At 32.6% G+C, this 24,254-nt stretch carries 22 protein-coding genes and 1 pseudogene; 8 read left to right on the forward strand and 15 right to left on the reverse strand.

Annotation, left to right across the window (positions count from 1 at the left end):
• Positions 1 to 267: 267 nt before the first annotated feature.
• Entirely contained in the window at positions 268 to 1,500 is a 1,233-nt protein-coding gene (locus tag ITJ86_RS15615) for an ABC transporter permease (protein WP_195872593.1), read from the reverse strand.
• A 7-nt stretch (positions 1,501 to 1,507) separates the two neighbouring features.
• Between ITJ86_RS15615 and ITJ86_RS15620 the strand changes: the two genes are divergently transcribed.
• Entirely contained in the window at positions 1,508 to 2,785 is a 1,278-nt protein-coding gene (locus ITJ86_RS15620; protein WP_195872594.1) for an exo-beta-N-acetylmuramidase NamZ family protein, read from the forward strand.
• Positions 2,786 to 3,270: 485 nt separating this feature from the next.
• Here the strand turns inward: ITJ86_RS15620 and ITJ86_RS15625 are convergent, their stop codons facing one another.
• The 3 genes from ITJ86_RS15625 to ITJ86_RS15635 are packed head-to-tail and all read right to left on the reverse strand — an operon-like array spanning position 3,271 to position 5,565.
• On the reverse strand, positions 3,271 to 4,113 hold the full coding sequence (locus ITJ86_RS15625) for a sterol desaturase family protein (protein ID WP_195872595.1): 843 nt from the start codon (positions 4,111 to 4,113) through the stop codon (positions 3,271 to 3,273).
• Between the two features lie 5 nt (positions 4,114 to 4,118).
• Positions 4,119 to 5,018 carry a hypothetical protein gene (locus ITJ86_RS15630; protein WP_195872596.1) on the reverse strand — a complete coding sequence of 300 codons (900 nt, stop codon included), beginning with the start codon at positions 5,016 to 5,018 and terminating at the stop codon, positions 4,119 to 4,121.
• Between the two features lie 52 nt (positions 5,019 to 5,070).
• The gene (locus tag ITJ86_RS15635; protein WP_195872597.1) at positions 5,071 to 5,565 is read right to left on the reverse strand and encodes a YkgJ family cysteine cluster protein; all 495 of its coding nucleotides are present in this window, start codon (positions 5,563 to 5,565) and stop codon (positions 5,071 to 5,073) included.
• A gap of 71 nt (positions 5,566 to 5,636) precedes the next feature.
• Here ITJ86_RS15635 and ITJ86_RS15640 point away from each other — a divergent pair, with 71 nt between their 5' ends.
• Positions 5,637 to 6,335, forward strand: coding sequence for a class I SAM-dependent methyltransferase (locus ITJ86_RS15640; protein ID WP_195872598.1), 699 nt, complete (start codon positions 5,637 to 5,639; stop codon positions 6,333 to 6,335).
• Positions 6,336 to 6,652: 317 nt separating this feature from the next.
• Here the strand turns inward: ITJ86_RS15640 and ITJ86_RS15645 are convergent, their stop codons facing one another.
• The 3 genes from ITJ86_RS15645 to ITJ86_RS15655 all read right to left on the reverse strand — a co-directional run bounded on the left by ITJ86_RS15645 (position 6,653) and on the right by ITJ86_RS15655 (position 13,287).
• Entirely contained in the window at positions 6,653 to 8,269 is a 1,617-nt protein-coding gene (locus tag ITJ86_RS15645) for an amidohydrolase (protein ID WP_195872599.1), read from the reverse strand.
• A gap of 208 nt (positions 8,270 to 8,477) precedes the next feature.
• Positions 8,478 to 10,202, reverse strand: coding sequence for a TonB-dependent receptor (locus ITJ86_RS15650; protein WP_195872600.1), 1,725 nt, complete (start codon positions 10,200 to 10,202; stop codon positions 8,478 to 8,480).
• 61 nt (positions 10,203 to 10,263) lie between these two features.
• Positions 10,264 to 13,287 (reverse strand): tetratricopeptide repeat protein, encoded by a 3,024-nt coding sequence (locus ITJ86_RS15655; protein WP_195872601.1) that lies wholly within the window; start codon positions 13,285 to 13,287, stop codon positions 10,264 to 10,266.
• Between the two features lie 279 nt (positions 13,288 to 13,566).
• On the opposite strand from ITJ86_RS15655, the gene trpA reads away from it, so the two are divergent.
• The 5 genes from trpA to ITJ86_RS15680 all read left to right on the forward strand — a co-directional run bounded on the left by trpA (position 13,567) and on the right by ITJ86_RS15680 (position 16,299).
• A complete protein-coding gene (gene trpA / locus ITJ86_RS15660) occupies positions 13,567 to 14,337 on the forward strand; it encodes a tryptophan synthase subunit alpha (protein WP_195872602.1) in 771 nt (256 codons plus the stop codon).
• A gap of 96 nt (positions 14,338 to 14,433) precedes the next feature.
• Positions 14,434 to 14,577, forward strand: a complete 144-nt coding sequence (locus ITJ86_RS15665) for a hypothetical protein (protein ID WP_195872603.1) — start codon at positions 14,434 to 14,436, stop codon at positions 14,575 to 14,577.
• 58 nt (positions 14,578 to 14,635) lie between these two features.
• Positions 14,636 to 14,860 (forward strand): hypothetical protein, encoded by a 225-nt coding sequence (locus ITJ86_RS15670; protein WP_195872604.1) that lies wholly within the window; start codon positions 14,636 to 14,638, stop codon positions 14,858 to 14,860.
• Positions 14,850 to 15,308 carry a tRNA (cytidine(34)-2'-O)-methyltransferase gene (locus ITJ86_RS15675; RefSeq protein ID WP_195872605.1) on the forward strand — a complete coding sequence of 153 codons (459 nt, stop codon included), beginning with the start codon at positions 14,850 to 14,852 and terminating at the stop codon, positions 15,306 to 15,308. The genes ITJ86_RS15670 and ITJ86_RS15675 overlap by 11 nt, the downstream gene beginning before the upstream one ends.
• Positions 15,309 to 15,408: 100 nt before the next feature.
• On the forward strand, positions 15,409 to 16,299 hold the full coding sequence (locus ITJ86_RS15680; RefSeq protein WP_195872606.1) for a YitT family protein: 891 nt from the start codon (positions 15,409 to 15,411) through the stop codon (positions 16,297 to 16,299).
• A 37-nt stretch (positions 16,300 to 16,336) separates the two neighbouring features.
• Here ITJ86_RS15680 and ITJ86_RS15685 read toward each other — a convergent pair.
• From ITJ86_RS15685 to ITJ86_RS15700, 4 genes and pseudogenes are all read right to left on the reverse strand, one after another.
• Positions 16,337 to 16,563, reverse strand: a pseudogene (locus ITJ86_RS15685) (VF530 family protein).
• 86 nt (positions 16,564 to 16,649) lie between these two features.
• Positions 16,650 to 16,862 (reverse strand): DUF6500 family protein, encoded by a 213-nt coding sequence (locus ITJ86_RS15690; RefSeq protein WP_195872607.1) that lies wholly within the window; start codon positions 16,860 to 16,862, stop codon positions 16,650 to 16,652.
• A 3-nt stretch (positions 16,863 to 16,865) separates the two neighbouring features.
• On the reverse strand, positions 16,866 to 18,164 hold the full coding sequence (locus tag ITJ86_RS15695; protein ID WP_195872608.1) for a DEAD/DEAH box helicase: 1,299 nt from the start codon (positions 18,162 to 18,164) through the stop codon (positions 16,866 to 16,868).
• 137 nt (positions 18,165 to 18,301) lie between these two features.
• The gene (locus ITJ86_RS15700) at positions 18,302 to 19,099 is read right to left on the reverse strand and encodes a tryptophan-rich sensory protein (RefSeq protein WP_195872609.1); all 798 of its coding nucleotides are present in this window, start codon (positions 19,097 to 19,099) and stop codon (positions 18,302 to 18,304) included.
• Between the two features lie 165 nt (positions 19,100 to 19,264).
• Between ITJ86_RS15700 and ITJ86_RS15705 the strand changes: the two genes are divergently transcribed.
• Positions 19,265 to 19,831, forward strand: a complete 567-nt coding sequence (locus ITJ86_RS15705) for a hypothetical protein (RefSeq protein ID WP_195872610.1) — start codon at positions 19,265 to 19,267, stop codon at positions 19,829 to 19,831.
• A gap of 319 nt (positions 19,832 to 20,150) precedes the next feature.
• On the opposite strand, the gene ITJ86_RS15710 is transcribed toward ITJ86_RS15705, so the two are convergent.
• The 4 genes from ITJ86_RS15710 to ITJ86_RS15725 form a co-directional block, all read right to left on the reverse strand.
• Positions 20,151 to 20,768 (reverse strand): SIMPL domain-containing protein, encoded by a 618-nt coding sequence (locus ITJ86_RS15710; RefSeq protein WP_195872611.1) that lies wholly within the window; start codon positions 20,766 to 20,768, stop codon positions 20,151 to 20,153.
• 25 nt (positions 20,769 to 20,793) lie between these two features.
• Positions 20,794 to 21,213: a hypothetical protein gene (locus tag ITJ86_RS15715; RefSeq protein ID WP_195872612.1), complete on the reverse strand. Its 420-nt coding sequence runs from the start codon at positions 21,211 to 21,213 to the stop codon at positions 20,794 to 20,796.
• Between the two features lie 372 nt (positions 21,214 to 21,585).
• Positions 21,586 to 22,227, reverse strand: a complete 642-nt coding sequence (locus tag ITJ86_RS15720; protein WP_195872613.1) for a response regulator transcription factor — start codon at positions 22,225 to 22,227, stop codon at positions 21,586 to 21,588.
• Positions 22,228 to 22,231: 4 nt separating this feature from the next.
• On the reverse strand, positions 22,232 to 24,223 hold the full coding sequence (locus tag ITJ86_RS15725; protein WP_195872614.1) for a tetratricopeptide repeat-containing sensor histidine kinase: 1,992 nt from the start codon (positions 24,221 to 24,223) through the stop codon (positions 22,232 to 22,234).
• Positions 24,224 to 24,254 lie beyond the last annotated feature (31 nt).

Raw genomic sequence — 24,254 nt, forward strand, 5'->3', positions numbered from 1 at the left:
TATAAATTAAAAAAATGCTCGCGAAGACGCAGAGACGCAAAGTTGGAATGCTAAATATTTTACGCGGAGGTGTGCGAAGTTGGCACGGAGATTCGCGGAGAGATTATTTTAAACTACAAACTGAATACTATTAATTTAAAAAATGCGTGAAAAATTGCAACGGCTAAAAAGCTCAAACAAGCATCGGTAAAAAACAAACCCCTTTTTTTCCCTTTAAGGAATAAAAATGATTTACCGACAATGAATAAAATAACTCAAAGGGGCTTTTTAATCAAATTGAATTGCCTTTACTGGTGAGATTTTAGAAATAATGACTGAAGGAATTAATAACATTAATAAACAGGCTATGAATGTCCCAATATTTAAGATAAAGATATAATCCCAACTAATGTAAACTGGTGCATTATTCACGTAATAGGTATCTGGATTTAACGGAAATAACTTAAAATATTTCTGAGCAAACAACAAACCTAAACCGATAGCATTTCCCCAAAGTAAACCTAATCCTATTAAATAAGAGGCGTTGTAGAGAAACACTTTTCTAATCGTCCAATTAGAACTTCCTAGCGCTTTAAGAATCCCAATCATGCTAGTACGCTCTAAAATTAAGACCAACAATGCCGTAATCATATTGATACCAGCAACAATAATCATAATAGCAATGATTCCGTAAGTATTATTATCAAAAATCTTAATCCATTCGAAAATGGTATAGTGTTTTCTAGTAATCGATGTGGCGTTCATCAATGATGGAACGGTTTTATAAATCTCAATAGTTTTTTCTTCTATCTGAGAAAAATCATCAATAAAAACTTCAAAACTCCCTATTTGATCTGATTCCCACTTATTAATACGTTGAATGTGTCTGATGTCTGCAATACAAAATTTTTCATCAAGCTCTTGAAATCCTGAATTGTAAACTCCTACAATTTCATAATTAATAATACGTGGTCTATCATTTAATGGGTTGCCGAATAAGGTTTGAAATGTGTCTCCTATTTTAAACCCTAAGCGATTGGCTAAATAACTGGAGATTAAAATGTCTTCGTTTCTATCTTTTGTATAATCTGGAAGTCGGCCTTCAACTAAAAATTCTTTAAAATAATCCCAATTATAATCGGCTCCTACTCCTTTTACAATGACGCCTTCAAAATCAGTTTCCGTTCTAATAATCGCAAACTTCTGGGCAACACCTTGTATGTGTTTTATTCCTTGAACATCATTAAAATTTGGATAAAACTCTTGATTTATAGAAATCGGCACTTGCGATTCATCAGAGGCATTGGTATCGTAGTTTGTAATTTCTACATGACCATTAAAAGCCACAACTTTATCTCTAATTTTTTGTTGCAAGCCAATTCCTGTGGCAATAGCAATAAGCATTACAATAATTCCAATAGCAATTGCCGCGATACCAATTTTAATTATTGGTGCCGAAACACTACTTTTATACGTTTTATTGCCTATTATGCGTTTAGCTATAAATAACTCAAAATTCACAATTATTATGCTTTTAAAGGTTTTCAAAAATACAGTTTTATTCTCTATAATTATTGGGATTTCCGCTGTAACATTTTCATGTAAAAATAGTGTTAGGCAAGACCCTGAAAACACAAAGCACGAGACTTTGGCTGTTAATGACACTTCTAACACACAACAGGACACAAGCGAAATAGATCAAACAATTACTGTTGCAGCTAATAGAACCTCACAATATTTACCCTTATTAAAAGGAAAGCGTGTTGCTGTAGTTGCTAACCAAACTAGTGTGGTATTTAAAGCTGAAGGTCATACCCATTTAGTAGATACCTTAGTGAGTTTGGATGTAAACTTAAAAAAAGTATTTGCACCAGAACACGGCTTTAGAGGCACTGCAGATGCTGGCGAATTGGTAAAAGATGGCAAAGACACTAAAACAGGTTTAGCTCTTTTATCGCTTCATGGTAGAAATAAAAAACCTTCGAAAGCACAACTTGAAGATGTAGATATTATGATTTTTGATATACAAGATGTTGGTGTCCGTTTTTACACCTATATTTCTACATTACATCATGTGATGGAAGCTTGTGCGGAACAAAATATTCCACTTATCATATTAGATCGTCCTAATCCTAATGGAAATTATATTGATGGTCCTGTTTTAGAAAAACAACACAGTTCTTTTTTAGGCATGCATCCTATTCCGTTAGTACATGGCATGACGATTGGAGAATATGCAAAAATGATTAATGGAGAATCGTGGTTAATTAACGGAATTACTTGTGATATTACTATAATTGAAATGAAAAATTACAATCATAACAGTACTTACAGTTTAGCCATAAGACCTTCTCCAAATTTACCAAACGACCAATCTATTGTGTTGTATCCAAGTTTAGGTTTGTTTGAAGGGACCAATATCAATGCTGGAAGAGGTACTGAATTTCAATTTCAGCGTTATGGAGCTCCGTTTTTAGATAAGAATCATTATTCTTTTAATTATACACCTGTAGCTAATTTTGGATCTAAACACCCAAAACATAAAAATGAAACGTGTTATGGTGTTGATTTATCTGAGGTGAACGCTGAGCGTAAATTCACTTTAAAATATGTTATCGATGCGTATAATAATGCAACCGATAAGACTAAAGTATTTAACACCAATAATTTTACTACACATGCAGGAACTGCAACATTGCAAAAACAAATTGAAGCTGGTTTAAGTGAAGCCGAAATTAAAGCAACATGGACAGATGGGATTGAATCGTTTAAATCGACACGACATAAATATTTAATCTATAATTAAGACGACAAAATGATGTTTTCACTCTTAAGAACAAGTATTTTTTGAAGTATTTAATCTGTGAATTAAACCATTTGTTTTACTCTTTCTGTTTTTCTAAGTTTTGCAAACGTCTCTTATGCCTTTAGTGTAACGCTCAATAAAAAAATGAGAAGGACAACGAGACCAATGCGTATTAAATTTTTCAAAATAGTATTAATTAAGTTTTACAAAATCTGTGCTAACTCAACAATATGTTATTAATCCCGACTAAACATAACGCGATTTTTAGTACAATTCAAAAGAACATCTACAAACTACATAAAAACCAGAGGAACTGTTTACTTTGTTAACAACACTGTTTTTCAATCATTTAAGTGAGCTTAATCGGCACACTTAAAATAATCCAACATACTTCACGTTAGTATTTCTTCTGCTTGATTTAATGCTTTGGATAAATAGAATTAAAGTTTCAGTATATAAGTGTCAAACGTTTAAAAGAAAGCCTTCTAATGCTCACTATCCGCCGAAAGTGTTTGTTTTTCATACTTTTGGAAAGGCTGTTTAAGTAGCTCTTTAATGTTTCCGTTTTTTACTTCATCTGGAAACACATCCACTCCATAGATCAATTTTTCACGATCCATATACCTATAAGTTCCTAACAACCGATCCCAAATACTAAAGATATTACCAAAGTTAGAGTCTGTATACGGTAATCTATAATGGTGATGAATTTTGTGCATATCTGGAGACACAATGACATAACTTAAGGCTTTATCTAAACCTTTTGGCATTTTAATATTAGCATGTGTTAATTGTGTAAAAATAAGCGACATCGCCTGGTAAATCATAACCAAAGCTATTGGAGTACCAACCACAAAAATACCTAATAAGGTAAACAGAAATCGAATTAAACTTTCTATTGGGTGATGTCTATTTCCAGTCGTTGTATCAACGTTATGATCCGTATGATGTACTAAATGCACCATCCAAAGTGGTTTTACTTTATGCTCGACATAATGTGCTAAATACGCACCAAAAAAATCGAGTAAAAACACACCTACTAAGACATATAACCATAACGGCATTTGTGGTAACCAATTTATGATACCAAAATCATTGGCCTTCACCCAATCTGATGACCACAACAATAAAAATGCGAGTGCAAAATTTATAATAATTGTGGTTAGTGTAAAGAACAGATTTGGAATTGCATGTCTCCATTTTTTGTATTTAAATTTAAACAGAGGAATACCACCTTCTAATAACCAAAAGAAAGTAAGTCCACCAACTAAGATAAGACTTCGATGCGATGAAGGAATAGTTTCAAAATATGTAAGAATACTTTCCAATAACTTTATGAGTTTAGATTGATAAGCAATTGCGCTTTCGTCAAATTTACTGAAGAAATTTTAGATTCCCATAATGCCGCATTGGTTTCATCTTTTATTGACTTGTATGCACTGTAATATAATAACGCTGCCAATGATTGATTATTCGTTTCGACGTTCTCAGCATCCATGCGTTTTAATTGTCTTAGCACTTTTTTTGGTCGTTTTTTTATTAAATATTGTTGAATTTCTAAAAGTGCCACTCGTTCTTCTAATACCTGTTGGTCTTTTGTTGGATTTGTTGCAATTAACTCAGAGGCTTCATCTAAATAAATTAACCCTAAATCGAGTACAGCAAGTCTAACATTTTCTTTTAAATACATAGAATAGTCGAAATACTTAGACGCTAAATAAAAGGCTGAATAAAAATCGCGTTCTATTTTATAACCTTTTAACTCTGGTGTAAGATAATCCGTATTTAAAGCGTAATTAGTAATTATTGTTGTGATGTTTTGAAAATTATCCGAATAACCTGAGACATTTAAGATATTCCCATTAACATCCATTATTTTAATACTGTCATCATTAAACTTGTCAATATACACCTGAGATCGTTTGCCGTCTATTTCTGCAAACAACTCCGCATAATTATGTTCTTTTACAATAACTGGCACAAAATATTCCCAGATTAAAGGACTTAGCGTTTCACTTTCAAACAAATTTTCTATAAAAATAGTTTTGCCACTATCATCGTTAACCAAAACACCATATGGATACTTGGTCGCTTCCTCCCAAACCATTAACACCATTTTATTTTGTGTAATAGCTAATTTTTGTGCAATATCTAGATTGGTCATCCAAGCTTGAGAATGTGATAGATTGAAAGCAAATAACAGAAATAGAATATTTACAACTAGTTTATTCATAGTTTATTTTTAATCAGTTAAGCATCAAAAATTATTCCGAAAATCAACCTATTTATAGTTGAATTCTCTTTTTCATTTCTTCAACAATATTATATGCTGCAGGACAAATAGCTACATTCTTAAGCGTTAAATTAGAGATTTGCTGAAACTTCTTTCTATCTGTATGTGGAAATTCGCTACATGCCTTTGGGCGCACATCATAAATAGAACAGTAATTATCGGCACCTAAAAATGTACAAGGTACGGATTGCAATACATAATCGTTTTCCTCATCTAAGCGCAAATAGGTTTCTATGAATTGCTGCTCTTTCATTCTAAAAAATTTTGCAATGCGATTGATATCTTTTGGTGTAAACAAAGGTCCTGTTGTTTTACAGCAATTGGCACATTCTAAACAATCTGTGCGTTCAAACTCATCTTCATGCAATTCTTGCATTAGATAATCTAACTGTTTTGGTGGTTTCTTTTTTAACTTCTTAAAAAAGGTTTTATTCTCCTTATGCTTATCTTTGGCGAGCTTTGGAAGATTATTAATTTGGTCTTGCATAACACAAATTTAATTAAAGTTCTCGATACAATTTCGATAAAAATCGAAATCAATCGGACTGACAACTGACTATGAAAAAAGATCTCTTTGGAAAAGCACTATTAGATTATCAGAATGGCAATTATTCTGAAGATATTATCACCTCGACCAATATTTCAGATGAAGATGCCTTACCGCTTCCCTATTTATTTAGAGCTTTTTCTGAAATGCCTAAGCTAGAACAAAAAGCATTAAAATTAGCCAAAGGATCTGTTTTAGATGTTGGTTGCGGATCTGGAAGTCATTCCTTATGGTTACAAAATAAAGCTCTGAAGGTGAAAGCCATAGACAGCTCTGAAGGTGCTGTAGAAGTTGCCAAAATGCGAGGTGTTTTAAATGTTGAATTGAAACCACTTTTAGAAGAAACAGAAACTTTTGACACCATTTTATTGTTAATGAATGGCACAGGGATTTTTCAAGAATTAAAAGACGTTGGAAACTATTTGAAACATTTGAAGCTGCTTTTAAATCCTGAAGGACAAATACTCATTGATTCTTCCGATATTTCTTATATGTATGAAGATGACGATGGTGGAATGTGGTTAGACCTCAACCAAGGATATCCTGGTGAGTTAGATTATTTTCTATCTTATAAAGGAGAAAAAGAAGCCCCTATGAAATGGTTATATCTCGATTTTGAAACGTTGAAAACGGCGTGTTTAACGGTTGGGTTAAAATGCGAAAAGGTTATGGATGGTGAGCATTTTGATTATTTGGCGCGGCTATATTAGGTGGTTACACTGAGTTTCTCGGAGGTTCGCAGAGATTCACGGAGAGTTTATTTGTCCATATAAAAAAAATTATGGCAGTTAAATATAAGTTCTGTTCTCGGTGTATCTCTGTGTTTTTTTACTCTGTGAATCATTGTGGAAAAACAAATTAGATAATTCATAATAATCGTATTCCAACTAACACTTTTACTGTTATTAAATAGAAAAAACAAATTTCGCGCAAAGACGCTAAGTCGCAAAGACTGAAACGCAAAAAAAGAACTCATAATTTTAATCAAAACATTGCGGCTCTACGACTTTGCGAGCTTCAAACGTTATCACTGCACCTCACCACCAACAACAGTTTTCAACACTTTAATATGAGGAATTTGCCTAGCATCGACCATCATGATGTCTTTATCTAAAATGATAAAATCGGCAAATTTTCCAACTTCAATACTTCCTTTTTCGTTTTCTTCAAAATTAGAATACGCTGCCCAAATGGTCATTCCTTTTAAAGCTTCTTCTCTACTTAATGCATTTTCCATTTGAAAACCACCTTCTGGATAGTGTTCCAAATCTTGTCTTGCCACAGCTGCGTAAAATGTTAAAAACGGACTCACCTGTTCCACCGGAAAATCAGTTCCTAAAGCGACTTTTCCATAAGCATCTAATAATTGTTTGTAAGCATAAGCTCCTTTTATGCGTTCTTCTCCTACTCTATCTTCTGCCCAATACATATCGCTAGTGGCATGTGTTGGCTGAATGGATGGCATTATATTTTTGTACAACTCAAAATCTTCATCAGATACGATTTGGGCATGTTCTACACGCCAACGTCTATCGTCTTTTCCTTCTAGTACTTTGTTATAGGTTTCTAAAACCGCTCTATTAGCAGAATCACCAATAGCATGTGTATTCATTTGAAATTCTGAATTTGCAATGCGCTCTGCTGATGTCTTTAAAGTTTCTAAATCCGTAACCAATAATCCCAAATGACCTGGTTTATCACTATATGGTTCTTTAAGCATTGCACCTCTAGAGCCTAAAGCTCCATCCGCATAAAACTTAAATGAACGCACATTTAAACGATCGGTTTTTGTAATTCCTTTATCTAAAAAGTAATCTAAATTCGCTTCAGAATGTGAAACCATCGCATAAATACGCATTTTTAAATCGCCTGTTTGCTGAAGACTATCTATAATTTCTATAGCATCTTTACCCAATCCTGCATCATCAACAGTTGTTAAACCCAAATCGAAACATAATTTTTGAGCCTCCAATAGCGCATTTGATATATCGGACCGCGTCGGTTCTGGCCAATAATTCATTACTAAACTTTCGGCATTATCAATTAAAATTCCGGTGAGTTGTCCATCTTCGACCATAACTTCACCTCCTTCAATTGTACTGTTCACTGTTACATTTCCTAAATCTAAAGCCGCCTGATTGGCTAATATAGCATGACCATCAATACGTGTTAAAGCCACTGGAGTATTAGGATATAGTTTATCTAATAGCCTTTTATTTGGGAATTGTTTGTCTTCCCAATCGTTTTGATCCCATCCTCTACCTAAAATAAAATCATTATTGTGCTCATTTTGAAAATTCAAAACACGTTTCATCATTTCCTCAAAACTTTTAGCTCCAACTAAATTGGCAACTTGCTGATTAAAACCTAAACCTAAAAAGTGACAATGTGCATCTATAAATCCTGGAACAATTGTTTTTCCATCAGCGTTGAGTGTATCCACAGTTTGATACTTATTAGCTATTTCAGATGTGGTACCAACGGCAATAATTTTCCCGTCTTTTACAGCAAATGCTTCTGCTTTACTAAAAGCATCATCTACTGTGTAAATATTGGCGTTAGTGACGATTAAGTCGGCTTGTTCCTTTTCTTTTTCACAAGAAAACGTTGTTATTAAAATTAGGATAAAAAGAAGTTTTTTCATTTTTGACATACTGTTTTTGTTAGGTCTTGGATGCTTCGACTATGCTCAGAACATACAATTTTAGCCTGATAAGTGATTGTAAAAATAAGAAAAGCGCTCCGAATTGGAACGCTTTTGAATTATAACAATCTGTGATTTCAATATTACAGTTAATTTCATTGCTCTCTCAATGACGAATTACATCATGAGATTCCCACTTTCGTGGAAACTAGAAATCAAACTGATAGGTTGCTCCGGCTAAAAGTTGAAGCCCTTGTACAGGGAAGTTTAACCAACGGTCATAATCTTGATTAGCGATATTGTTAGCTTTACCAAAGACTGAAAATTGATCGTTTATCTTATAACCAACATGCGCATTAAGATCAAAGTAACTATCTAATGACATTGTTGTTACTGTAGTATTTAATGGATTAAGTTCATCAACAAAAATTTCCTGATCCTTACGCTCGCCAACAAAGAACAAGCTTGACCCAGCAAACCATTGTTCAGAAATTTGATAATCTACGAAAAGAGATGCTGTAAGATCTGGTAAGTTCCATGCCTCAGCTTGGTTATCCGTATTATAGGCAAAAAATTCACCTTTTAAACCTAAGGTAAAATTTCTATTTACATCTACATTCAATTCACCTGCTATAGAAAAGGTCGTAACATCATCATAAGTGACGTTGAATGAATTCCCATATTGATATTCCGTTAATGGTGCATTTGAAGCCGGATTTGATTTGTACAACGCCTTATTCTGTTCTGAAGCATAATTTGCTTTTAAATTATACCCCATACTATTTGTCAGTTTTCCTTTTACACCAACAAAGGTTTTGTATTGCTGATCGGTTGGAGTAATAAATAAGGTAGGAGATACAAACGGATTTTCATTGGCAAAATCATAATAAGAATTCTGAATTAAATCGCCTTTAAGTCCTCCATAAGCAATTAATAATTCATCGACTATACGGTAAGACGCTTCAATATTTGGGTAGATAAAAAACTTACTTTCACTAAACTCTGTATCATTTAGATAAACCAATTTAACTCCTAAATCCAACGTTAAATCATCTCTAGTCATTTGGTAAGACGGTGCAAACCCTAAGGATACATTTCCATAGTTAATTTCAGCTGTATTAGCTAAATCCCTATCAAAAGTGCCGCCTATATAATCTATTGAAAGTTCTGCATTAATAATTTCAGCTTGCACAGGAAAATCGAAACTAGTTTTAGCAATTAATCTATTTTCTGCAGAATCATGATTATCTCCAAAACGTCTAAATCTAAGACTTGCGTCTTTAACTATAGCATCTTCAAAATCTATCTTACCACCAACATACAAATCATTATAGGTCTGGCCAGCATCAACCCCATCCAAATCGCTTTCTAAATAATAATCTTGAGAAACACCATACCAATTATAGGTTTGTAAATTAAACCCACCATCGACTTGCCAGGTAAAATCTCTATCGCTTTTTTTATAGTAAGCATTTAGTTTTGTTTTAGAAAAATCGTCATCTAATAGTACATTATCAATTCCTCCTTGTGAAGAATGGTGACTAAAATAACCACCTACATTTTCATCTCTACTTAACTCATGGTTAAGATACACTTCGCCCAAAATGGTTGTGTATGACCCAAAACCTACTGAAGCATAATTGTCATATAATTTCACCGCTTTAGCCCTATCTACTGTCGCTGCTTTTCCTTTCGCAGGTGTAAATGTTGACGCTACAGGAATGGAGAAAATATTATACTTAATTTCCTTTTTCTTTACCGCATTAGAATCACTCAATTTAGGGTTATCCTTAATCTTAAAGGCATCCGAAATTGTTGGTGTATATGGTTTTACAACGTTGACCGTTTGGTCTGCAATGGTGTCTTTTTCTTGAGCATAACTGAATGTTAAACTCAACGTGAAGATTGATAAGATGATATATTTAGTTTTCATGTGTATTTGTTTGATTGCAAATATTTTTACGATTCATAAGATCCCTTTTTTCAAAGGGATTCTAGTTATCGTCTGTTTCGATTGATGAATTTGTCTTAGCTTCTTCTGCTTTTATTTTGTTTAATTCCTCTGTTGCTTCGTTCACAACCTCTGTAAATTCGGGGAAATTACTAATTACACTTTCTAAAATATAAGTGGCTTGAAACGCATCTTCTAAAGCATAAAAATTCTTAGCCATAACCACCAAGCCTTTTGCGCTAAACAGTTTATAACTTCCGTAATCTTTAGCTAATTTTTGAATGGTTGTATTTGATGCTTCGTATTCTCCTGCTTTATTTTTAAAATAACCGTTATAAAATAAAGCTTCGGCAGCAACACTTCCTGTGGCTAGTTGTTCAACTTCAGCGTAAGCTGTTTTTGCTTTTGTTTCATTTCCTGTTTTAATGGCTGAACGTGCTATAATTAATTTAGCATCACTCTTTACTTTGTTATCTAATTTTGGATGGCTCAATACTTTTTCAGCATAGTTTTCTGCTTTTACGTAGTCTTCTGTTTGGTAATAAGCATTCATTAAATTAGACTGTGCATAAATGACGTTCTGCGGATAATCGGCTTCTACCTCTAGTCCTTGCAAGACAAGAATTGCGTTTTCCCAATCTGATTTACTTAAATAAATCTCACACAACTTTACTGTGGCTTGTTCTGAGTATTCCGATTTTGGTGCCTCAACGACTGTTTTGTAATGTGGTTGTGCATTATCGAACAAATTCTTTTTGTAATACAATTGTGCCAAATAGAAATGCGCTTTTAAACTGCTAATACCGTTTGGAAACTGGGATAAATATTTATTAAACTGACGAATTGCTTTATCTGTTTCATTATCTAAATATGGTTTTTCTGCCGCTAAATAGGTGGTGTTATCTAGCTCAACATCAGAAACCTCAACATAATCTAAAGTTCTTACCCAAGATGCGTACTCATCAACTTGACCTAAATCGATATAAATTAATCGAACCGTTGAAACCGCTTGAACTGCTTCACCAGAACCTGGAAAATCCGTTGCTACTTTTTTGAATTTAGTGAGCGCTCGCGAATTATCATTACTATTGTAATACACCAATCCTTGACGTAATAATGCTTTTGATGTAAACGCACTTGTTTTGTATTCGGAATTTAAACGATCATACATCTGCATGGCTTTATCGGTCTCGTTAGATTTCACATATGAATTTGCCAACTCATACATGGCATCATCTCGTAATGCCGATTTTGGATACGTATTTATAAACGATTTCAATTCCGTTATCTTATTGGAACTCTTCCCTAAATACCCTTGACTCATTGCTATTTGAAAAGCTGCATAATCTGATTCTATTTCATTAATCTGATTCGCTTTTTTGTAAGCATTAATAGCATCACTATAATTACTAGACACAAAATAACCATCAGCCAATCTTAAATAGGCATCATTCTGTCGCAACCTATCATTCGATTTATTGTTGATGAATTTTTCAAAATAACTTGAAGCGTTTGTGTAATCTTTTAACTTAAAATAGGTATAAGCCAAGTTGTAATTTAGATTTTCGTTTTCTGGTAAACTCGCCGATTCACTAAAACCATCAAATTGTTTAAAGCCTATTAAAGCATCGTTATAATTGGTTAAATTATATTCGGTTTCAGCTTTCCAAAACGTAGCTTTTGCGACAAAAACAGGGTCAATGGATTCTTTTAACGATCCATTAAAAAGCGTTAAGGCTTCGTTGTATTTATTTTCGTTATACAATTCTACAGCTCTAAAAAAAGCAACTTTTTGATATGCGGCTTTGTTCTCAAAACTGTTTTTGCCATTTAAAAGTTCTAAGGCTTCTTTATAATTCTTTGATGAAATGTAAGAATCAATTAATAACGTTTCTACTTCATCTTTATAATTTGTATCAGGATATTGATTTAAATAACCCGTTAAAACTTGAGGAACGGACTGATAAGGATTCCCAATATCATAACTAATTTTAGCATAGTTTAACCACGCATCTTCTTGAATTTTTAAATCGTAATCCATTTGCGAAGCATTTCTAAACGCATTTAAAGCTTCTTGTTTTTTGTCTAAGTTGATATAACTCTCACCCAAATGGTAATACGCATTTTGAGCCACAGGATTATTTCCTCCAATAATTTTATTAAATTCTGAAATGGCACTTTCAAAATCATTTTGCTTGTAATAGGCGTAGCCTAATTGGTAATAATCTGTATTGTTCCACTTTCGTTTTTTACCTTGGTATGCTTTTAAATATGGAATAGCTTCAGCGTATTTTTCAAGATTAAAATAACTTTCACCAATAATTTTTGACAATTCAGATTCTTCAATACCTCTCACTTTAGGCAATTGCTCTTCTGCAAGCTCAATAGCTTTTTCAAACTTTCCTAATTTAAAATTTAAATCAGCTTGATAATACGACAACTTCTCTTTATATTTTTCGTTATCGCTCACTTGATCAAAATATTCATTTGCCGTATCATAATCATCCCCTTGATACGCCATAAAACCAATATAATATTTGGCTTGTGAACCGTATTCTTTTGAATTTACAACACGGTTTAAATACTTGGTTGCCTGCTTTTCATCTTTGGTAGAATACAAGGAATACCCATAATTAAAATTGAAACGCTCCTTTTCTGCATGAGCCATATTACGTTCATCAACTCTATCGTACCACTTACGAGCATAAGCGTATTTTCCGTTGTTAAAATAATAATCAGCTACATCTAAAAATGCGGTATTTTTTTTAGTACTTGTTGGATATTCTTCCACAAATTCAGTAATAAGATGATCTGCATTATTCTGATTTAAACGTACTGCACAGTTAGCAATATAATAAGCACAGTCGGATTCTATAGTGGCGTCATTTGTATTCAACTTTACATCGTCGAATAAAGATTGTGCTGCTTTAAACTGTTTGTTATTATATAATGTTAATGCCTTTTGGTAATCCTGTAAGTCATTTGTATAGATGGCAGATTTTTGCGCCATACCAAATGAAGAAATTACAAGAAAAACGATGATTAACGGTCTTTTAAAGAACATCATTTATTAAGAGTTTTATTGATGATTTTATGTTGTGGCAAATATAATTCAATACCAAATCTATAACGGTAGAATTTGCTTATAATTATACACGGAGTTATTAAAAATAGTTGGTATTGGTCCGTACAGAAGGATTAATAGCATGAACTAACACCAAAGCGATTAGATTATTTAGATATTTTGTTGTTGCCTAACCCAAATATATCTCAGTTTTTCTGTAAATTGGCAGCTTATTTAGCATCTATAATCCTGATTAAATTTCAGGTTAATACCATATAAATTTTGAACAGAATACATCAAAAATTAAACGAAGACCACAAACTGTTATCTATATATTTCACAGCAGGTTATCCAAATATAAACGATACAGTTTCTATTATTGAAAACCTTGAAAAAAGTGGTGTAGACATGTTAGAAATAGGATTACCTTTTAGTGATCCGTTAGCAGATGGCCCAACTATACAGGCAAGTTCTACACAAGCTTTAGACAATGGAATGACCAGCGAGTTATTATTTGAACAACTCAAAGATATTCGGAAAACAGTTTCTATACCATTAATAATTATGGGTTATTTTAATCCGATGTTGCAATATGGAGTTGAAGCCTTTTGTAAAAAATGTCAAGACGTTGGTATTGATGGACTTATAATTCCTGATTTACCTGTAGATATTTATCATTCGGAATACAAATCGACTTTTGAAAAATATGGTTTAATCAATGTTTTATTAATTACTCCACAAACCTCTGAAGAGCGTATTCGTTATATAGATTCGGTATCGGATGGCTTTATTTATATGGTGAGTTCTGCAAGTGTAACAGGAGGTAGTTCTGGTTTTGGCGACGAACAAACGGCCTATTTTAAGCGAATTGCCGATTTAAAATTAAATAATCCTCAAATTGTAGGTTTTGGTATTTCAAATAATGAAACCTTTACACAAGCTACACAATATGCAAAAGGGGCTATTATTGGAAGTGCTTTTATTAAACATGTAACTAAGAATGGTATTAATGACATCAACTCGTTTATCACTTCCATTACGCCGACTTCTTAAGTAGTTTTAACATTTACCACAGGGATTTTATGAAAGCCTTGTGAAGAAAAGACCTCTTATTTTTTTATATTAAAGTGAACTAAAAAAAGAGAGATTATGGGAATTACAAAAGATAAAAAGAAATTTAAAATATCGAAAACTCAAACCACTCCAACAAATCCTTCGGGAAATGTTAATCAGAAAACAAATGCGTTTGATATTGACGAGAAAACAATAAAGAAACAACAATCTAAAAAGTAGTATTAATTCTTAAAATTAAAAAGTCTATTCATATCTTTGAATAGACTTTTTTTATACCATGAAATTACTTAACGACTGGAAATTAATACTCTTACTCTGCTTAACTTTAGGATTGGCTCCATTTTTTCCTGAGCCACATATTTGGGGTAAAATACAGTGGATTGCCGGTGGAGCAAATGGCATGGGATTTAAAGATTGGTTTGATGTGGTGTTTCATGGATTCCCATTTCTGTTGCTACTACGATTAATTATTATTAAAACAACACGTAAAAATGCCGCTTAATATTGTCCTTATTGAACCCGAAATCCCGAATAACACTGGAAACATTGGTCGGTTAGCATTAGCTTCTGGTTCTGTTTTACATTTAGTTAAACCTTTTGGATTTGAAATAGATGACAAACGCCTAAAACGTGCAGGGCTCGATTACTGGCAACACTTAGAAGTTATTTATTATGATAACATCGATGACTTTTTCTTAAAAAATCGAGATGCTAAAATGGTGTTTTTGTCTAGTCATGGCACAAAATCGCATTGGGATATCAACTTTACCGATGATCTATTTTTAGTTTTTGGCAAAGAATCCGTCGGACTACCAAAACCATTAATTGAGCAACACAAATCACAACTTTTTAAAATTCCGCTTTATAGCGAATCTATCAGAAGCATAAATTTAGCCAATGCTGTAGGTATTATAGTCTATGAAGGTCTTCGGCAAATAAAAGGTAATTGAAAGGCTACATTTAGGTTTGAAAATAAACTTCAAATAATTATTATAAATTAATCGCGTTTTAAATGGTTTTTGTAACTTTTCCAGAACAAAAACTAAACATTTGAGACACTCAAAAACGTATAATTTTTTTTCAGAATTTAGTCAAATCACATTTGGCATCGTATTAGCCAGTATCGGTTTAAAGGCTTTTTTATTACCAAATGGTTTTTTAGATGGAGGCGTTACAGGAATGGCGCTACTCGTTAACAATCTTTTTGGAATAAACATTTCATTATCACTAATTATATTCAGTTTACCATTTTTAGTTCTTGGATATTATACCGTATCTAAGCGTATTGTTATTAAATCTATCCTTAGTATTCTCGGTTTTGCTTCCTTAATTCATTTTGGGGATTATGGCACCATAACCGACGACAACCTGCTCATTTCTATATTTGGTGGTTTGTGTTTAGGTGCAGGAATTGGTATAGCGATTAGGAATGGATCGGTTTTAGATGGTTCTGAAATTTTAGGTATTTATCTCAATGATAAATTTGGATTGAGCATCGGAAAAGTTATTCTAATGTTTAATATTATATTGTTTAGTATCACAGCAATGGTAGTTTCCTTAGAAGTTGCCCTCTACTCCATTCTTACATATATTGTTACAGCTAAAGTCACCGATTTAACTATTGAAGGTTTTGAAGATTTTATAGGTGTCACCATAGTTTCTAATGATTATGCAAAAATTAAAAATGCTATTATGATGGAATTGGGTGTTGGTTTAACCACGTACAAAGGTTCTAAAGGCTTTGGAAGTACTGGTGCGCAACAAGATTTTGATATTATTCACACCATAATTAATCGTATTGACATTAAAAAAATGCATCGCATTATAGAAGACATTGACGAAAATGCTTTTATTGTAGAATTTGATGTCAACAATGTTAAAGGCGGAGTTTTACGACATTATTTAGACAAGAAAAAAGGTAAAACTTTGGGTAGAATTTAATCGAATGTTCAAATTCACCTGTTTGTTCAGCTGAAAACTAATTCTTATTCTTTTTTAGATAATCTAGATACATATGCTCTACCTTAGTTCTAGCCCATGGTGTACGTCTTAAAAACTTTAAGCTAGATTTCACAGAAGGATCGTGCGTAAAACAGCGAATGTTGATTTGATACCCATATATTCCCATCCATAGTGCGCTTGTAATTCAGTTATAATCTGTTCTAACTTTACTCCGTGAAGTGGGTTATTGGGTTGTGATGACATAATTCTGTAATTCCTATGAAAGCAAGAATATAATACTATTTATTTTTATAATGGACTCCTGCCAACGCAGGAATGACAACAAACTACTAATGTTGAACTAATTCCTTAATCTTAATAGCCTTTTCAAAATGATCTAATTGATGGGTTTCAATCCACCAGGTTGCGGCTTCCATTAATAACTCTGGATTATCATTTTTGTTTTTAAAAAACGCATAAAATGAGATGCCAACTTTGGTTCCTTTTTGAGCGATCTTTTTATCGCAAACCTCAATTATTTTATGTTTTAAAGCTGTAGTCATTATCTAACGTCTATTATCCGTATTCCGATTTCGGTTACGATTTCGATTTCTACTTTTATTTCGGTCTGAATTTGAGTTTTTAGACTTTCCAGAGTTTCTGCTATTAGAATTTCTGCCACGACCTTTGTTTCTATTCTGTCCAGGTTTTATGGGTTCTGTTGACGCATTTGGATCTGGCTCAAAACCTTCAACAATTTCCATTTCAATTTTTTCGCCAATTAACTTTTCTATACCTCTTAAATAGGCCGTTTCGTCTGCACTAACCAAAGATATCGCTTGCCCTTCGGCTCCTGCTCTACCTGTTCTACCAATTCTATGAACGTAATCTTCAGATATGTTCGGCAATTCAAAATTAACAACGTGTGGTAATAACGGAATATCTAAACCTCTAGCTGCAATATCTGTAGCTACTAAAACTCTAACAGTACCGTTTTTAAATCCGGCTAATGCTTTTGTTCGTGCTCCTTGACTTTTATTACCATGTATAGCTGCAGCTGTAATACCTGCGCTAATCATTTTTTTACAAAGCTTGTTGGCTCCATGTTTCGTTCTTGTAAAGACTAGAACCTGTTGCCATTCACCTTCAGAAATTAACTTTATTATTAATCCTGTTTTTTTTCCTTTTGCAACTCTATACACCTTTTGCTCAATAACCTCAACAGCTGTATTTTCTGGTGTGGCTTCAACTTGAGTTGGATTATTAAGAATTGAATACGCCAATTTCTTAATGTCTTTAGAGAATGTTGCCGAAAACATAAGATTCTGTCGCTTATTTGGCATTAGTTTCATCACACGTTCAATATCGCGTAAAAACCCCATATCTAGCATACGATCAGCTTCATCTAAAACAAATATTTCAACATGTTTTAAGGATAATACACCTTGATTTTCTAAATCGATTAGACGTCCTGGAGTGGCCACTAAAACATCGACTCCTTGACTTAATTTATTAACCTGTGGTTTTTGATTGACTCCACCAAAAATTACAGTACTTCTTATATTTAAGAACTCACTATACTCTTTTACATTCGCAAAAACTTGCGCTGCTAACTCCCGTGTTGGAGTTAAGATTAAGGCTCTAATTGGTCTGTGCCTTTGTGCTGTATTATTAGACAACAAGTGTAGCAATGGTAATGTAAAGCCTGCTGTTTTACCTGTTCCTGTTTGTGCTGATGCTAACACATCTTTTCCTTCTAAAACTGGAGGAATGGCTTTGGCTTGAATTGGTGATGGAGTTTCGTATCCTTTTTTTTGGATAGCTTTTAGTAAAGGCTCAGATAAGCCCAATGATTTAAATGACATAAATAAAGTTTATGAAGCAAACTCTATAATTGACTATTCCTTATTTGAAATCGTATTTAGGTCACTCCTTTAATTTGCTGCGAAGTTACAGCTATTTTAAGCCTGACTCTAAAAAAATGCCTATTATATTCTAAACCTTATGAATTCTTCTGTTCTTGAAGCTTAACAAATGGATTCGTGTCACGGTTTTTAAAAGCATGTATAGAACTACTAATTATTAATATCGCCGCACCTATAAAGGCGATATACATTATAGTGTCGTTAGTTAATTTATTAGCATTTCCTATACCAATTAAAGCCCAAGCCCCTACAAGGGCAAACTCTCTCATATTACGTTTCCAGGTCATCACTACATTAATAACCACTGCAATTATTATTAGTATTATTGCCCATGTTACATTAGACAAGCCAAAACCATCCCAACCCATTTTCACTAAATACGTCGATACATTAGCAATACTCGCCACAGTTACCCAACCCGAATATATCACGAAAGGCCACCAAACAAAAGCAATAATGGGTAATGGCTCATCGTCTAATTCCATTCTGTTGTTGACTACAATCTTTAATAATGAAAACAGTAATAAGAAAATAAAAATACAAGACACGCCTGTATATTCATAAATCCATGCAAATACCCAAAGTGAATTAAATAAACAAGTCAGCATAAACCACCAACCTGTTTTTAAAACAAAATCATCATTTTTAACTTTTACAAACAGACTTCTACCTTGATAAATTACGAAGCCTAATAGCATAACGTAAATGAGTCCCCAAATCGCAAACGTGTACCCTGCAGGTGTAAACAACGATCTATAACTATTAGACACCTCACCAATTGTTGTGTTATTTAAAAGGCCAGTATTAGAAAGGTAATTAATAACTATAGTAAAAATTAATGCTATAGTATTGCCAACTTGTAGTGTTTTTTTCATGATTACATTTTTCGTCAATTTAAAATTTAAGATGCATTAGATTAACTGATCCTCTTTATTCTTTAACCTAAATACAAATAAGATACTGTTTTTTTAAATATTATTTAACTTCAATAATTAAAGTATCTTAGCCCTTAGAAAAAACACTCATTTAGAACATTAATTATGAAGACATTACTCTATGTATTACTTATATTACCTGTAACACTCATAGCTCAAGAACAAACCAATTCAGAACACTTTTGGGAACAGCTAGAAGCACATTGTGGCAATGCCTACGAAGGTGAGATTATAGAAGGAGGAAAAGAAGGAGACGGATTTGTGGGTGAAAAATTGGTGATGCATGTACGATCCTGTGAAACGAACACCCTTAGAATTCCGTTTTTTGTTGGCGAAAACAAATCTCGTACTTGGGTTTTAAAAATGAATGATGATAAAATAATTAGTCTTAAACACGACCATAGACATGAAGACGGATCGGAAGAAGATTTAACCCAATATGGAGGCATAAGTTCTAATCATGGTTTAGCAAACCTTCAAATGTTTCCTGCAGATGAGCATACTTCAGAAATATTACCTCCTGCGTCTACTAATATTTGGTGGTTTACAATAGATGAAACGAGCTTAACATATAATCTTCGTCGTCTTGGAACTGATCGTTTATTCACCGTGCGTTTCGATTTAACTAAACCTATTGAAACACCTAGTGCCCCGTGGGGAACTGAGGACTAAAAGGAAAATACGCATAGAAAATAAAGACTCCTCATAAAACGTAAAAACACAATGTCGTTCTAAAATATTAGACACCAAACTCTAAGCCTCAATATTTACGACTTAAAAAAACAAAAAAGCACCTCTTTACTTACATAAAGAGGTGCTTAGTTTTAAAAAATATCACTGTTCTGTTTATAGTCGTTCTAATGGTTTTAGGGTCCACTTTCTTCTCAACTGAACTTTCAAACATTTTGAGTTTTTGAGCTTCTTCATTAAAAACACAACAGAAAAGCGAATACTGATAGTATTACTATTTGATTAACTTAAAGGTTTTTATTTACTTTAATTCAAAGGTCACTGTTACAATATGAGTTTGCGATGTTGAAGTCCCATAACTTTGCATATACTGTTCACTTGTATTTTGATCTACTATCGTTACAATTTCACCAATAGTTTTATCTATTTTTTTAGCTAAAGCTTCCGCTTTTTCCTCAGCATTATCTATGGCTTTTTTTGAAAGATCCACTAACTGTTCTTTAGATAATATATGAGCATCTATATCCGTGTTTGCAATAGACATTCCTGCAGATTTTAGCCGTGTTATTTTCCTAACCTCTTCTTTATTTGAAGTTTTTATATAATAGTATTCCGACGCTCTATTTGACGAATACGACGTCATAAACTCATAGTATGCATTTCTTTTAAACCTGCTAAAATCTATACCGATTGCTTTTAATTGTTTAATGTAATTTTGCCTGGCTTCAGCCAAAGAAGCAACCTCAACTTCTGTTTGACCTTCGTACACGAATATAGGTTGTAAGCTTATTAAAATTGTATAACTACTATTTCCTAAAGCGGCCTGTGTTTCCCCAACTACTGTAACGGTATTTCTGTGTTCTTGGGCAATTAACGGCACTGAAAATATCAATGCCATTAAAAAAATAATTTTTTTCATAATAATCTGATTTTATCGTTTTTGTTTAAAAGAATAAGATTGAAGCAACAATCATCCAACCTCCTACAAATAAGCCTACAACACCAAGCTTACCTTGTTTTGGTGCTAACTTCTCTCTAAGCACAATCGCTTTTTCCTTAGCGGCTGCATTTTTAGACAAAAAGAATTTGTTAATTAGGCTGAATCCTAACATGAATCCTAAAACAGCTTCAACAATACTTCCTGCTAATAAAGTTACCCACCAAATTGGGAATGTTGTCAACCAACCTAAGTTTAATATTGAAAAGATAATTCCCCAAACACCATAAAAGCAAAAAATGATTCCGATCCAACCTTGGTATGGTTCTATTTTTTCTAAGAGTTCTTTTGCATTAGGTTTTTTTGATAATAATAAAGATGGTACTGCAATGATGCTTAATAAGATTAATGTAATTCCGAAAGTCATAATGTGTTTTTTGATGGTTAATTTATATTTGTTATTTAATAATTGAAACACCTTTCCTTTTTTTTGGTGCCTCTCATATTCTAATACAAATTTAGACCGGTAAGCTTATCTGTATAACCCCTTTTATAGTAAAAACGAATACCCTGATAACAGGGTGATTACTACTAAAACTATTATTATCAATATCCTACATCTGCACTATGAGACTATTATTTATCAATAACACGATCTTTATATTAAGAAGACTAAAACAGATGCCATGTTTTAAAGCAGAAATGAATTTGCTTTGGGTTTAGCACAACGCATGAGAACAAAAAAGGGCTCTATAAAAATAGAGCCCTTAACGATTATGAGTATTATAGTTGAAACAAACTAAGACACATACCCTTTTTTTATGGCGTATTTAGTTAATCCTGCGAGGTTTCTAACGTTTAACTTTGTAATCAGGTTTTTTCTATAACTTTCAATGGTATGCTTGCTAAGAAAAAGCTTGTCTGCGATTTCTTGTGTAGTAAACTCTTCCGCGATAAGCGAAATCACCTCTACTTCTCGTTTTGTTAGTTTGATTTCCTTTTCCTTATTCTTTTCAAATTTATTTTGAAGGTAGATATCCTTAATTTCTTTAGAGAAATACTTTTCACCACCTAAAATCGTTTCAATAGCTCTTAAGAATTCTTCTTTTTGTGCATTTTTCTGTAGATAACCATCCACATTGTTTTCTATGAGGTCATCAATGATTTTTGCTGAGTTGTGCATACTCACCACTAATGTCTTTATATTTCTATCCGTTTTCTTTATCCACTTATTTAGAGCAATACCATCAACTTCTGGCATTGTAACATCAGTAATAACGAGGTCTATTTGTTCTTCGGTATTTATTGAAATATATTTTTTAACATGTCCGCCATGCTTCGCTGTAAATAGAATATTGTAATCGCTTTCAGTATCTAGAATACTTAGTAAACCGTCTAAAAACATTTTATGATCGTCGGCTATAATGAGGTTATACTTCATTTATTTATGATTTTAGTGGAATTTCTATATTAATGTTAGTCCCTCTATCGGGTTTAGAGTCGATATGTAATACACCATTATGAGTGTCTACCCTGTTCTTTATATTGGTTAATCCTATGCCTAAAGTCGTCATGGATACATCAAAGCCAACACCATCATCTTCATAAACAAAAAACAGACATTCGTTTAAAAGATCTAACTGCATGTCTATAGTGGTTGCTTTGGCGTACTTAATTGTATTGGTTGTTAATTCTTGAAAAATTGAAAATAACTCATTTTGTAAAATTTTACTTAAGGCGTTAATTTTCTCTTCGTCATAAAAAGAGACGTTTATGGTAAGTTCACTAGACGCTTCAACGGTATTAATGTATTCTTTAATTAAAAATATAAAATCGTTTTCTCTGATTTTTTTAGGCAATAAATTATGCGACAAATCTCTTACCTGTTCGTAAGTGTCATCTAATTGACTATAAATTAATTTTAGTTTATCTGGCTGATTGTAAAGTTGACTGAATTGTAATTTTATAGCTGCTAAATTGCCTCCTACACTATCGTGCATTTCTTGAGCAATCTTTTTACGCTCTTGATCTTGACCTCTAATTGATGCTTTAATTAACTTTAATTCTTGGTCTTTTTTTAATGAAATTACCTGTTGCTCATTTATCTCTTTCTCTTTTAAATTAACTAAACTTTGCGCTTGTAGTTTTTGATAATAAATAATTAAAAGTCCAACAATAGGAATTAATAAAATGAAGAAAGCGATAAGAACAATATATTTAATAGTCTTCTCTCTATCTAGCTCTAATGCCTTTAAAGTTTCTTTTTCTTTCAGTAATGCAATTTCATTTTTACGTTTTTCTACGCCATTTTGTAATTGTAATACCTGGTTTTCATTCTGTTTTGCAATTATTGCTTCTTGAAGTTTATACTTTTCTATATCTGCCTCCTTATTCTTAATATTTAAAGTTTTATTAAGGTTTTCTATCTGTAATTGTTTTATAGTTTTTTCCTTTTCAAGGGTTTTAAATTTTACTTCTAAACTATTAATCTCCTTTTCTTTTTGAGAATTCTCGATAGAATCTTTGATTTTGTAATAGTGTTTGCCATAATTATAAGCACTACGATAATCACCTTTTCTTTTAGAGAGTTTTTCTAACATTAGATAACTATTCATCTCAATATCTAAATTGCCCAAGTTTATCGCTTTAATTAAAGCATTAGAGAATATTAAAAGGGCTTCACTATCTCTTTTTTCATTGTATAGTATCGTCCCAATTTTTCCTAAAACAATAAGTTCTAAATTATAGGATCTATTTTCTGTGCTGATCTTTTTTGCCTCATCGTAAAATGAAAGCGCTTTATCCATATCTCCAATACTTAAGTAGTTATCACCAATATTGATAATTACATTTACTAAAGCCTGTTTTCTATGCGTATTTTTCTCGCACATTTCTCTTGCTTTTTGTAAATATGTATTGGATAATTTATATTTAGATTGCGACGAATAGATTGATCCTAAATTGATATAACTTCCTAAAATAAGTTCTTCATCATTAGAATTTTTAATACATTTCTCTAAAAGGTCTAAAGCTTCTTCAGTTTTACCTAATGTAATATATGTACTTGCCAAACCATGTAAATGCGTATAGTACAGATTGGTTTCATTATGTTTTTCACTTAATTCGGCTCCTTTAATATGCCATTTTTTACTTTCTTGATATAAGCCTTTGTTTGTGTTATTTAGCGCAAGTAATTGATAAGATAATATGGTCAACCTTACCCCTAAGGAGTCATTAACATTCTTTTTACTTTTTAGAGCTTGATGGGTATAATATATAGACGAGTCTATTGCAACATATTTATTATGGTAGTAAGCCAATAATAAATTGGTATTAGTTATTGCCTTCTTGGATTTAAAAGTTCGTAACGAATGGAGAGCTTCTTTATATGCTTTGGTATCATCCCCATTATTGAAATAGTAAAAAAGTTGATCCACCTTTTTGTCTTCAGTATCAATAGTAGCCGTA

Source organism: Winogradskyella marina, assembly GCF_015645385.1.
In the GTDB taxonomy this organism is placed as follows: domain Bacteria; phylum Bacteroidota; class Bacteroidia; order Flavobacteriales; family Flavobacteriaceae; genus Winogradskyella; species Winogradskyella marina.